The sequence below is a fragment of the Ovoidimarina sediminis genome (genome assembly GCF_032586175.1).
In the GTDB taxonomy this organism is placed as follows: Bacteria; Pseudomonadota; Alphaproteobacteria; order Rhodobacterales; family Rhodobacteraceae; genus Ovoidimarina; species Ovoidimarina sediminis.
Genome location: NZ_JAWHTE010000049.1, coordinates 1 through 12,899, shown reverse-complemented (window position 1 = coordinate 12,899; position 12,899 = coordinate 1). Strand labels below are relative to the sequence as shown.

The window sequence follows — 12,899 nt, the reverse complement described above, 5'->3', positions numbered from 1 at the left end:
CGCGGGAAGATGTTCTGCCAATTCGACCTTCCGAGGCGGGACACCGAGTTTTTCAACACAATCGGCTCTTCCCGGTCGTCTGAGTAGTTCTGTCAGGTGACCGCTACCCCACACTTACCGGTCGTCCAGGGCGATCGATGCGCGATTTTAGGCAGGAACGCCCGCTTTTACCGGCAGCAGACCTTCGCCAGATTAAGCTTGATGTCCGAGAAGCGGGACAAAGCCGAACTAGAAGCGATGCACGAAAACGTATCTGTCGCTAGCAGTCGCCCTGGCGATCGCGGGTCACAGTGCGCGACGGCGGCAGATCCCAACAGTCAGAAGTGCTCCGGAACGCCGGCGCATAAGTCGGCGTCTGACTTCAATATTGCGAGATGGGGCGTAAGGCCTCTCTGCAAAAAGCGCAATCACTCAGAAGAAACTCGAAGTCAAAGCTGTCAAAACGACGAGTGCACAAAGTTAAGGGAAGCTTTGGATCACGACGACGACATGAGGGAAACAGTCACGCCCCGCTAATCGCGAGGATTTTCGTCGGACGGAGGCGATTGGCGTAGGCGCCGAGCAAGCCATCCGAGCAACAGGGCAATGGCCATTGATGAGAGAGAAATAATTAATACGGGAACGCTGGTCTTTGGGTACCAATCAATAATACTGACTATACTAACCAGTAGGCCGCACCCGCCCATGAAAAGCGCCGCAAGTGTAAAGATTACCACGATGATTTGCTTCACGGCTCGCCCTCCAGAACGATTGCGTTGTCCGCCAGCTGTCGCCGAAAGGCCGCGTAAGACGCTGCTTTTCGTGCCCGCGCTGCTTCGTCGCGATAGAAGAGATTGTAGGTGTCGAACGGGATGATCTTGCCGTCACCCGAGACGAAATGCACGCAGGAGCGCTTTACTCGGCTGATGCAGAAATTGTGAGCGTCGAGAAACTCGACCACCGCGACGCGGAAGAGGTCTGCATATCCAAGCTCTCGCGGAGTGGGCATCTCGGGCAGGCAGCACAGCAATGCCTCTAGTCGCCCCGGCGCGAGTTCGGGTGAGGTCGAGAGTGAAAAGAAATCGCTGATGCGCGACCGGAGTTCAGGATACTTCTCGAAGCTTACTGAGTTCGGGAGCGCGTCGACGAGAACCTCTCGCGGTAAAAGCCCGGTGATTGGTGCGATCGCCCGGCCTTGACGCAACGCGTAACCGATTGAAATAGACTCGGGGTTGCAGGGGAGCGGGATCATATCGTCCTCGCCGAACGGGTTCTCGGCGTCGATAATTGAGCGACGGATCTCACTGAGCACCGCACGATTGCTGCCGGCATTGAACCCCTCGATCCGGCCTGCATCCTGGATAGGCTGGAAAGTGACGCCGCGGACGCATGACCAGCTCAAGGCGTGGTTAATGATCGCGCCGATTTCATGGTCATTTAGACCGTTCCTGATGACCGCCACTAGCGTTGTCGAGATCCCGGCCTCCTCAAGATTTTCGAGTGCCTGCTGGCGGATACGGGTCAGATCGGCCCCGCGCAGCGCCTTGAGGGTATCAGGCTCCAGCGAGTCGAATTGCAGGTAGACCTCGAAGCCCGGCATCAGCTCTGCCAATTGCTCTACGAACTCCCTGTCGCGAGCAATTCGCAAGCCATTGGTGTTGAGCATAAGGTGGCGGATCGGCCGTATCTTGGCCGCGTGTAGAATGTCGATAATTCGGGGATGGACCGTCGGCTCTCCCCCGGAAATCTGCAGCAAGTCGGGCTCGCCCTCACTGGCCATGAGCGCGTCCATCCGCGCCTCGACTTCGGCAAGACTGAGAGTACCGCTACGCGAAGGCGAGCTGTCCGCGAAGCAAACCGGGCAGGTTAGGTTGCATTCGTCATTGACGTCGATCAGGGCAAGGCAGGAATGCTGTTCGTGATCGGGGCACAGACCACAATCATAAGGGCAACCAGCTTCGATACGGGTCTGAAACTCTTGCGGTCGATCGCCCGGCTTCAGCCAGTCGAGACAACGCTTGTAATACGGGATGTCGTTCGAGATCAGCGCCTTGCGCACCCCGTGCTCGCGGCAGCGCTTGAGATAGTAGACCTTGCCCTCATCGAAGACGATCTTCGCCGGTACTGGCGCAAGGCATTGATCACAGAGCGAAACCGTTTGGCCATGAAAGATATATGGGGCGACCTTGCGCTCAGGCATTCTCTTTTCTCCACCCTGGAATGATCGTCGAATATGCGACGAGAGCAAGGCAAATCAGGTGAAACAAGTTGAGCGGTCCGATAACCGCCGCATAGGGTTTCAAAAACTCCCAGGCGAAACGCTGCACGGCGTAGAACCCGGTCATAAGGTAAAAGCCATTAGCCATGAACCATGGGTTGCGATGCGCAAGAAGAACCAGGGACGCAAGTAAGAACAGCCCCATGGATACGGATTCGTAGAGTTGCACCGGGTGCCGAAGGACTCCGTCACCGAAATCGGCGCCCCAGAGCATTGTCGTCGCAATGCCGTAGGTCTGATCCGGCAGGCCGGCGAAAAAACAACCCCAGCGGCCAACCATTACAGTCGTTGCGAAAGCGAATATGAAAATTAGCCCGGTCGATCCGCGAATGCCGCGGACAAGCTTGTAAAGCTCGACAGCGACTATTGCCCCGGCCAGCGCGCCGAGGATGCTGCGGCCAATTCCAGGCAGATTTGAGAGCGCGAGGTTGAGTGTGCCGAAACCGTACCCGCCAATTAGGGCACCAATTAGCAAGGCGGCGGCGTAGCCTGAGCCCGCCACGCCAACAGTTCTGTCCACAATTGGGCGTAGCCGCCAACGATACACGAAAATGGTTACTGAAAGAGCCGATAGCGAGGCCGCAGAATCGAACAGAAGGTGCGTGCCTGAGAATATGAAAGATGTAATCGGTTGCCGCTCCCCGATAGAACTACTGCGAGCCTAGCCCTACAAGAAGCCTCACGGAAGGAGAAACGAGGCATGCTATGTGATCAATGTCCGCTTCGGGCTGATTGTGTTGAAAAACACGGTGTCCCGTCTCGGAAGGTCGGATTGGCAGAACATCTTCCCGCGAATTTTCCTAATGGCAAACCACGTTTTCTATGAGGATATATGCGAGAACAGAGTTCCAGATTCTCAACGCGAATTTCGAGTTGCAGAGTTTTTCAACACAATCGGCTCTTCCCGGTCATCTGAGTAGTTCTATCAGGTGACCGCTACCCCACACTTACCGGTCGTCCAGGGCGATCGGTGCGTGGTTTCGGGTGGGAACGACAGCTTCTGCCGACAACGGACCTTCCCCAGATTGCGCTCGATGTCCGAGAAGCGGACTATGCGGACGCTCATTGAGAGTCAGGCGTTTAGCGGTTTTTCCTGACTGATCGCCAAGATTGCTCTGATTGGTGATAAGACGAACCTCAACTCGTAAAGGTGAAGAGCGACCCGACATTGGTCGTGATCAGCTTGTCAGGCATTCTCCGCTCCATCGTTGCAATAAAGTTCGATCCTGAGCAGTGCATGGGTAGGACAACGTCCGGGTCCAAAGATTGCAGTTCGTCTATAGTGTGATCTATATAGTCAAACTGAGCTGGACCGAGGTGGAACCCGCCTATAACGGCATGAAGTTTCGACACCCCGGATACGGCCATGGCCGCTCTGACAGTGTTAATCAAGCCGACGTGTCCACAAGAAGTGATGACGACCAGTCCCTTGCCCTGCACGATGTAGCAGGTTGCGTGCTCGTCCGGGTGCAAATCGGTGACGAGTCTTCCGCCTAACTCCGCCTGTGTGAAGTGATTGTAGGGCTCATCACCTTCGACAATCATTGAACCTCCGGTGACGGTTTCGAAAGAATCCCGTTCGATGAAACCGGTCGTGAAGGCCTGCTTTATGTCGTGCGGCTGGTTGCAGCACACAGGCATCACGTTCTGCGCCGTCAGCCACGTGCCGTCCAGAGCGCCCCATGAAAACGGGTTTTCCTTTTTGCCCAACCATTTCTCTCGAAAAGTCTCCTCGCCGCCAACATAGAAGGGCAACTGATCGGGCATCCTGTGCCGGTAATGATCGACAAATCCGGCAAGACCACCAAAGTGATCGCGATGTGCGTGGCTCAGGATTAACCCGTCGATCCTGTTTGGGTCGATTCCAAGAAGATCAAAGTTACGGTTGATGATCTCTGGGGTCCAACCAAAGTCTAGAATGTGCTGTGCGGTTTCCCCTTTTCGTTCCGAGCAGAGATGCAATGAAAGCCCCCATTCGCATGCGAGTGTCGTCATCTGCCGTCCGGGGATGAATGTGATGTGACTGACATCGACGTGCGGGTGCTCGTATTTCGGCGCGAACAGGTCGTAACTGGAATCAACAACGACCCGAATGCTCAGTCGATCAACAGTTGCGGGTTTGAACGCTGTCCTTGGTGCAAGGTCATTCGTCATCTGGCAGAACCTCCACGTCAGCTTCAAAATCAATTGTGACCGAGCCTCTCGATCGTATCAAGCGAGGACGGATTGAACGACCGTTCGGGGCTCACGGCTGACGGTCATGACGACTCAATCAATCGGCAGCTTCGGGCTCTCCCCGGTCATCCGAGTCTTTTGGTCAGGTGACCGCTGTTGGGCGTTGAGCGGTCATCCAGGGCCGTCGAAACGCAATTTCGGGCCCAACCGTCCGCTTCTGCCGACAGCAGACATTCCCAAGATCAGGCTCGATGTCCGAGAAGCGGACTTTCCGGTCGTTCGTCCTTGTCGTCTCGACCGCCTCGCCCGGCCCTTAGCGGACGATCGAAGCTGCGCACGTCGTGCTCCGCAGCTTCCCTGAAGCAGCCGTTCGCACGTGAGTGCAGCACCAAGGGCATGCGAACGTCCAGAGTGCGGACTAACTGTATCGATGCGCATGCGGCGTGTTTCATTATTGTCGAGATCACTACCTGGGAGCCATCTCCTCGCTGCAGTGCAGCTTGGAGTCCCGAAAGCGGTCGTTCGGCAACCGGTCAACCCGGGATCCTATCAACCTGGTTGGGCTTTGACTCTGCTCTGAAGTGTGTCGGCGTCCTACCGGTCCATCGCCTGAATGCCCTGTCGAGGGCGGCCGGGCCGGAGAGACCTACCTGAAGGGCAATTTGCGCGATGGGTAGGGTCGTGTTCGACAAGAGGTCTTCCGTGATACTCTGGCGCACGTCATCCTTCATCTGACTGTAGGAGGTGCCCTGCGCCCACAGGGTACGCTGGATGCGGCGTGGATGCATGCGGCAGATCGAGGCAAAGTCGTTCAGTGTCAGATCCTGATGAGCGATGTTGTCCTTCAGCATGCCGCGAAGATAGGTAAGGGTCGCTTCGCTGGCGCCATCTGGGGCAAACTCCGCTCGTGACTTTTCCACCAGGTCCCAGTCCAGCGAGAATGGTGCCCAAAGCCAGTGCGGCGGAAATGAAATCCGCAAGCCGTCGATCTGCGATGTGATCAGCGCCTGTTTCGGAAGAAAGCCCGGCAGAAGCCCCCGGGTGGACGGAACCGTGATCAGGATGTCTTTCGGGTCGAAGGCGTCTCCGATCCCCTTCCGGATCAAGGTGACATACAGGGAGACGCCGATTGCATCGAGTTGCGTGGACGGCTCGGGCATGCGCACGGCGCGGTGGATTTCGAAGGTCGCAATGCCCGGGGTGATCGACACGGAATACCGCACGTTATCAACCTGCTTCGAGACTTCCACCACCAGGCGGGACAGAAAGTCTCCAAGGTTGATGGCGTGGGTTGCCGAGTCCCGGAACGCGGGCGTTCCTTTCCCGGCGGTTTCGATCGCCACCTTCGCGCCGAAATGCTGATCGCCGAGCGTTTCCGCCATGTCCTCCAGAGCCGAATAGCAGGCGGACGCCTCAACGAGCATCGCGGGGTCGGTCAGCGCGCCGAGGGGAATCCCGTTTCGGACCAGCAGCGCTTCGATATCGCCGCCCCGCGCGGTGAATGCCTTTGCCAGCGGCGCCAAAATCAGCATCCCGCGCGTGAATTTCGGGTCGGATTTCCTGTGCATCGGTGCCGCTCCCTTAAGGCCTTGGGGATTAACCCTGCGGGACAGAATTATGACAGGCGTGGTGCGGGCGGCAAACAGTTTGCGCTCCGGGCATGTTAGTTAACAGGCCGTCACCACCCGCCGCCGGCGACGGCACCACGGCGCGGGCCATTCTGGAACGTGTTGGAGCCTCAAAATGTTGAGGGAAAATAACATGAAAGCCAAACATGCCCTGCTGACGGCAACACTTGTTGCCGGGCTGATGACGGCTTCGGCGGCGACCTTCGCCCCGGCCTATGCCCAGACAGCGGACGGACAATCCGTTGGAGCCGCGATCGAGCGGATCGCGACGAAACTTGCCGGGCGCATCGGCTTCGCGGCGCAGGAAATCGGCGGCGACGACGTCATCGCTTTCAATGGCGATGAGGCCTTTGTCATGGCCAGCACCTACAAGGTTGCGATCGCGGCTGCCGTACTGGATCGCGTGGACAGGGGGGAACTCAGCCTCGACCAGATGGTCGACGTCACACCCGACATGATGATGATCGGGGATGCGGCGCTGAGCGACACATTCGTGCACCCCGGGGTCCAGCTTTCGGTGGCGAACCTGATCGAGATCATGATCACGGAGAGCGACAACACTGCGACCGATATCTCGATGGGGCTGGCCGGCGGACCCGCGGCAGTGACCGAATATCTGCGCAGGCTCGGGATCACCGATTTCAGGGTCGATCGAACAACTGGCGAGATCATCGGGGAATTCTATGGCCTGCCGGGACCGGCCACGATGAAAGTCGCCATGGAGGCCTTTGTGACCCGACCGGAGCTCATGACGATCATGGGTGACCGCAATATGGGCTTCGAGGCGGATCCCCGCGACCAGTCAACGCCGCTCGCGATGCTACAACTCCTGCTGGCCATCGACAGCGGCGCGGCGACGAGCGCCGAGAGCCGCGACTTCCTGATTGATGTCATGTCGCGCACGCGCACCGGCGCTGGTCGGCTCAAGGGACTGCTACCCCGGGGAACGCCCGTGGCGAACAAGACCGGAACCATCGGCGGAGTTGCCAATGACGTCGGCTATATCACGCTCCCCGACGGTCGTCGGTTTGCAATCGCCGTGTTCACCAAGAGCAGCGAGACATCCGAGGCGGACAGGGATCGGGCAATTGCCGAGGTCGCCCGGTCGCTGTTCGACTACTTCCTCGTTGGGCCGATGGTGAAGCAGTAAACAGTGAAACTTCGCCTTGCAGACCCTGCCAGTGCGCTCCTGCCCGGCGAAGACAGAACTCTCCGCCAAAAGCCATCGTTATCCCGCGAGGAAAACTCCAGTGAAGACTCCAATGCAAAGGAAAAACTCAGTGAAGAACCGAATGAAACCACTACCTGCCCTGCTTGTTTCGTCGCTACTGTGCGTCACACCGGCACTCGCACAGCAGGCCATGACACAGGAAGAGGGCCAGGCGACCTTTGATGCGGTCCTCGCCGAAACTGCTGAACTGATCAAGGAAATGAACATCCCGGGGCTTGGTGTAGGGGTCATCCATGGGCCCAACTCCTACAGCGCCGGCCTCGGCATCACCAAGGTAGGCACCGACGAGGCCGTTACCCCTGATACGCAGTTTCAAATTGGCTCTGTGACCAAAACCTTCCTGTCGACGGTGGCCCTGCAGCTGTCTGAACGGGGCGAGCTGGATTTGAACGCGCGTGTCGTCGACCTCCTGCCGTGGTGGAGGGTCGCGGATGCAGAAGCAACGTCGAAAGCCCGGGTCGTTGACCTGTTCCACCATCGCGCTGGCTGGTATGGCGACCATGGGTTCCTTCGTGTTCCTCCGGGCGGGTCGATCAGCGAGAAGGTCATGCTCCAGGCGGCTTACGTCGAGCAGCTCTATCCGTTCGGTCAAACCTGGATGTACAACAACACCAGCATCACCTTCGCAACCCATGTGGTGTCGCATGCCGGCGGAAAGCCGATCGAGGACCTGATCGAAGAGAACCTGCTCACCCCGCTCGGCATGGAGTCGTCATCCTTCAACTACGACGCCACCCCGCCGGCCAAGGATTACGCATGGGGTCATCCGCCGATCTACGGCGAAGGCAGCATCAACGATCTCAAGCCGTACTACATTCCGTTGATCAGAGAGTCCGCAGCCTCCGGCGCACTCCGGTCGACGGTTAACGACATGCTGAAATACGCCCGCTTTCAGCTGGACGGCAAGGACGCTGCCGGGAACCAGCTGCTGTCCAAAGAAGCGCTGGACTATGCCCACGCTCCGGCAGTCGAGGCTGAGGCCGGCGACTTTACCGGGTTGACATGGTTCATCCACGATTACGATGGGGTCACCAGCCCCAGCCACGGCGGGAATTGGCCCGGCACGCGTTCCTTCCTGCAGCTGATCCCGGATCGCGACTTTGCCGTGGTGGTTTTGGTCCACAGCGATCGCGGATCCGAGGCCTACAAGAAAGTTGCGAATGCAATGGTCAAAGCCTTCACGGGAATCGAGGCCAACTCTCCGGTCGCAGCGGGTGTTGATCCGGCTGTGCTCGATCCCTTCGTCGGCGTCTTCAAGGGGAATTCCCAAAACATCGAGATCCGCAAAGAGGGCGATAAATATGTGTTTGTGCAGTTCTCCGCATTGACCAGCGGATCGGATCCCGCGCCTGCCAATGTGGCCAATACGGCTGATGGCTATTTCATCATCACCGAAGGCCCGAACGAGGGAGCCCTTGGCGAATTGCTCAAAGATCCGTCTGGCGAACTGAACTACGTGCGATTCAACCACCGGATCTTCATTCGGGGCGAAGGGGCAGTCGATGATTTCGACCTCTCCGGGACTGTCTTCGAATAACCGGGGCGACAAGAGCCACGGATCAGGTGGAGAGGCGATCCTGCACAGTGCAGATCGAACTCTACACCGAACGCGCTGCATCGACGACATGAGGCGTCCAATGCAGAAACCAAACCCAAAGAACCTGACTGCGGCGCGTGGTGTCGCCGTCGGCATCGCCCAACCGAAATGGCGAGGAGAGAACAACATGAGCGAGAACGAGATCTCCCGCAGGGAGTTCAACCTTGGTGTTGCCGCGGGTGCGGCCGCCATTGGGTCCGCCGGTAGAGCCTTGGCGCAGACGAGGGAGCCATTCGACCTCGTGATCCTTGGCGGGCGGGTGATGGACCCCGAGACCGGCTTTGACCAGGTCGCAAATGTCGGCGTGCGCGCGGGTCGGATCGCCGCTATCACAGTCGAACCGCTCGAGGGCGGCCGCCAGATCGACGCCAGCGGCCATGTCGTCGCGCCCGGCTTCATCGACACGCATTTTCACTGGCCCCGGCCCATGGGCAACAAGCTCGCACTGCTCGACGGGCGAACGACGGTTATGGACCTCGAGATCGGGACGCTCGGAACGATGGTTGATGACTGGTACGCAGAGCGCACCGGGACCAACCAGATCAACTACGGCTGCGCCAGCTGCCACGAATTCGCGCGTACCTTGGTGCTCGACAGCATCACGACGATCGATGCGCCTGAGGCCATGAACCATCGCGGCTCGGACAAGTCTGGCTGGTCCCATACCCGCCCGGACCTCGACAAGGGCAACGAGATCCTGCGCGTGCTCGATACGGGCCTTGCCGCGGGCGCGGTCGGCATCGGCTCGACGCTCGGCTACATGCGCGACGGCGCATCGGCACGCGAGGTCTTCGAGATCCAGCGCATCGCCGCGGCTTATGGAAGGCCCTGCGCCTTCCACTTCCGCTACACGCCCGGCACGGACACGAGCGAAGCGAACGGTATCCAGGAGATGCTTGCGAACGCCGCTGCGCTCGGCGCGCCCGCCATCGCCTGTCACTTTAACAACCCCGGTTACAACCTCGTGCACGAGCTGCTGGTGCGGATGCGCGCGCAAGGCCACAACATGTGGGGCGAGCTCTACCCCTACGCGGCGGGCTCGACGGCGCTGAACGCCGTCTTCCTCGAACCGGAGATCTGGGTAGATCAGCTCGGCTACAAGTACGAGGAGACCATCCAGGATGCGCTGACCGGGGAATGGTACACGCAGGAGAGCCGCACGGAGATGATGGCGCGCGAGCCCGCGCGGCTGGTGCTGGCCTACAAGATGCCTGAGAGCGCCATCGTCGACTGGCTGCGGCTGCCTGACGTGGCGATCGCGTCAGACGGGATGCCGATCCTCGACGACAGCATCACATGGGATACGCCCTTCGAGGATCTGCCCAACAGTCACCCACGCGGGGCCGGCAGCTGCGCGCGGACGTTGCGCATGGGGCGCGAGAACGGCCTCCCCCTGATGCAGAGCGTCGCCCAGCTCAGCTGGAACTCGGCGCGCCCGCTCGGTCTTACGGGGCTGAAAGCGATGCAGGAGCGCGGGCGGATGCAGGAGGGCATGATCGCCGACATCACGATTTTCGACCCGGAGACAGTGACCGACAACGCCACCTACGCGCAGGGCAATCTGCCGTCCTCCGGCATTCCCTTCGTGATCGTCAACGGCGTGGTGGTGGTCGATGGCGGCGAGGTGCTGCGCGGCGTGAACCCAGGCCAGCCGATCCGCAACGAGCCGCAGGAAAGCTTGTTCGAACCACTGGACGTCCCTGCATGGACACAGGCCTTCTACGCTGTTCCGCAGGATTTCGGTGGCGGCGTGCCGAACTCGCAACCGGCCTACGACCCGCGCGTGATCCCGTGCTGCGAGTGACGCTGCATAGGGCGAAGCGCTCTTGCCCGATCGGAGGTCTGGCCAGTCGCAGGGCGGACCTTCGGTCAAATCGCGGCAAGTGTCTGGTTGCCGTCATGCGGGATGAATGCTGCGCCTGACCCCAATGTCTGAGAGGGGCTCTTCCCGGTCATCCGAGTAATTCTGTCAGGTGACCGCTACCCCACGCTTACCGGTCATCCAGGGCGATCGATGCGTGGTTTCGGGTGGGAACGTCCGCAAACACGGAAAGCGGACCTTCATCAGATTTAGCTCGACGTCCGAGAAGCGGACAATGCCGCCGTTCAATGCAGAACAGTTGGGTTTGTGATAGGGTTGCTCTTGGTGGAATTGTTCGAGGAAGGAACTGGCCATGGGCGGGAAGGTCTGCGCAATCATTGGTTTCGGTCCAGGCTTGGGGGCAGCATATGCCGAAGTTTTCAAGGCAGCTGGATACGATCTCGGACTGCTGAGTCGATCGGGGGCAAGTCTCAACGGAGCAGAGCCAACCGGCAAAACTGTTCGAACCTACAGGTGTGATGCAGGAGACCCCGACAGCCTCAAGAGCTCTCTCGCCTCGGTCCAAAGTGATCTTGGCGAAATTGACGTCGTGATCTACAACGCTGACCTCGCTCAATTCGGGGCATTCGAAGATATCTCAGAACTTCAGTTCGAGCAAAGCTGGCGAGTTGGAGCACTTGGTCTCTTTGCTACCGCTAAGCTTTTGGGACCTCAGATGTCTGAGCGTGGCTCGGGAGTGATCATAGTATCCGGTGCCACAGCTGCGCTTCGCGGCAACGTATGGACAACGGCTTTCGCTCCCTCGAAGTCCGCCCAACGTACCTTAGCGAACTCGCTGGCAAAGCAGCTCGGCCCTAAGGGTGTGCACGTTGTCTACTTGATCATCGACGGTGTGATCGACACTGAAGACACCCGAACGAACTTTGCACCGAACGAATCCGATGATTTCTTCATCAAGCCTATCCGTATCGCGGAAGCGGCTTTGATGCTCGCTCAACAGGACAAATCGGCATGGACATTCGAGCTCGACATTCGTCCATTTGGAGAGAAATGGTAGGCTTCATGTAGCCGGATGACCGCTACGCGGACCGAGCGGACAACTGCTGCGCCGTGTTGGCACTAGTGCTAAAGCCTTTCTGTGGGTCGCAACCCTTGGCGGCAGACCACTGACCGCTATGTCACTGCGACGCTTGCCGAAGCCCGCCCGACAATCTAGCGTTTTGTATTCACGCTTGGCCTATAACCGAGCCGAAACCGAAAGCTGACCTTGTCGCTTCCCAAATATCTCGCTCTCGTGTTCGTAGCCGCTCTGACTGCCTGCGACCGCGAGCCGCCCGCGCTTGCACCGCCCGGCGGTCCGGAGGACTTTCTGCGCGCCGCCGATGTTCTTGCCGCTGCGCAATGTGAACTCGATGCCATCGCGACCCGCTCCGATCCTCGCTTTTCGGCAAGTAAGGCTGAGATCACGCTTACACTCTTCGTTCGCGTCTCGGAAACTACAGGCGGGGGCATCACCCTCACGATCCCGATCGCATCTGCTGACCTGACGATCCGACGTGATCGTGTTCCGGAAGGCACAGCCCTTCGGCAGATGGATTTTCGGATCACTCACAACTTCGGCACCACCCCAGCGTGCCCGACTCCTGACGCCCCGCGTACTGCGACGGGCGTACGTTTCATCGAAGGCGGCCTCGGCCTGGCCGAATGGGTCACGGAAACTGACAGGCTAGTGGCCCATGCCGGCCGCGTCCCCCGCGAGTTGAACTATGCAATGAGCTTCGATGTCACCCTTTCGGACGACCGCTCGCCCGTCTTCTCCCGCCCGATCGATACCATCGATGCCGGATTCACTCGAAAAGACGCTACTGCACGTGAAGTCCGCCATCGCATCGCCGTTTCCATCGTCCCCGGCAAACCAAGCGACAGCGAACTCCACGACGCTGCCAACCGCTTCCTTGACCGAATTGGCGGCTGACGTGCCGGTGTATCTAGTGGCCAACTGGGTCCGATGGGGTGAAACGACTTCAATGACTTATGCAGTACTCTTAGATGGCGGCTTCGGGCTGATTGTGTTGAAGAAGTCGGGTTGAGAGCCGCGAACAGATCGCGATGGCGCGTAACTGGGCCTGTCGCTCAGGCCGTCACCGGGGTGGCGGGGATCAGCTTCGCGAGTTTCCGGAGGTTTTGTG

General features: G+C 59.1%; 9 protein-coding genes. 5 read left to right on the top strand and 4 right to left on the bottom strand.

Translation table 11 applies throughout. The features are described 5' to 3' along the window. Positions 1-727 precede the first annotated feature (727 nt). The 4 genes from RXV90_RS25300 to RXV90_RS25285 all read right to left on the bottom strand — a co-directional run bounded on the left by RXV90_RS25300 (position 728) and on the right by RXV90_RS25285 (position 6,000). Positions 728-2,179 carry a radical SAM protein gene (locus RXV90_RS25300; protein WP_316653130.1) on the bottom strand — a complete coding sequence of 484 codons (1,452 nt, stop codon included), beginning with the start codon at positions 2,177-2,179 and terminating at the stop codon, positions 728-730. Beyond that, entirely contained in the window at positions 2,172-2,759 is a 588-nt protein-coding gene (locus tag RXV90_RS25295) for a prolipoprotein diacylglyceryl transferase family protein (RefSeq protein ID WP_316653128.1), read from the bottom strand. The genes RXV90_RS25300 and RXV90_RS25295 overlap by 8 nt, the downstream gene beginning before the upstream one ends. A gap of 635 nt (positions 2,760-3,394) precedes the next feature. Next, the gene (locus RXV90_RS25290) at positions 3,395-4,411 is read right to left on the bottom strand and encodes an MBL fold metallo-hydrolase (protein ID WP_316653126.1); all 1,017 of its coding nucleotides are present in this window, start codon (positions 4,409-4,411) and stop codon (positions 3,395-3,397) included. A gap of 554 nt (positions 4,412-4,965) precedes the next feature. Then, the gene (locus tag RXV90_RS25285; RefSeq protein WP_316653124.1) at positions 4,966-6,000 is read right to left on the bottom strand and encodes an AraC family transcriptional regulator; all 1,035 of its coding nucleotides are present in this window, start codon (positions 5,998-6,000) and stop codon (positions 4,966-4,968) included. A 193-nt stretch (positions 6,001-6,193) separates the two neighbouring features. Here RXV90_RS25285 and bla point away from each other — a divergent pair, with 193 nt between their 5' ends. The 5 genes from bla (at position 6,194) to RXV90_RS25260 (ending at position 12,685) form a co-directional block, all read left to right on the top strand. Next, complete coding sequence (gene bla / locus RXV90_RS25280) at positions 6,194-7,210, top strand: class A beta-lactamase (protein WP_316653122.1); 1,017 nt, start codon at positions 6,194-6,196, stop codon at positions 7,208-7,210. Between the two features lie 211 nt (positions 7,211-7,421). Further along, the gene (locus RXV90_RS25275; RefSeq protein ID WP_316653120.1) at positions 7,422-8,828 is read left to right on the top strand and encodes a serine hydrolase domain-containing protein; all 1,407 of its coding nucleotides are present in this window, start codon (positions 7,422-7,424) and stop codon (positions 8,826-8,828) included. 100 nt (positions 8,829-8,928) lie between these two features. Then, a complete protein-coding gene (locus RXV90_RS25270) occupies positions 8,929-10,692 on the top strand; it encodes an amidohydrolase family protein (RefSeq protein ID WP_316653118.1) in 1,764 nt (587 codons plus the stop codon). 370 nt (positions 10,693-11,062) lie between these two features. After that, positions 11,063-11,767: an SDR family NAD(P)-dependent oxidoreductase gene (locus RXV90_RS25265; protein WP_316653116.1), complete on the top strand. Its 705-nt coding sequence runs from the start codon at positions 11,063-11,065 to the stop codon at positions 11,765-11,767. Positions 11,768-11,977: 210 nt separating this feature from the next. Beyond that, positions 11,978-12,685, top strand: coding sequence for a hypothetical protein (locus tag RXV90_RS25260; protein ID WP_316653114.1), 708 nt, complete (start codon positions 11,978-11,980; stop codon positions 12,683-12,685). Positions 12,686-12,899: the final 214 nt, after the last annotated feature.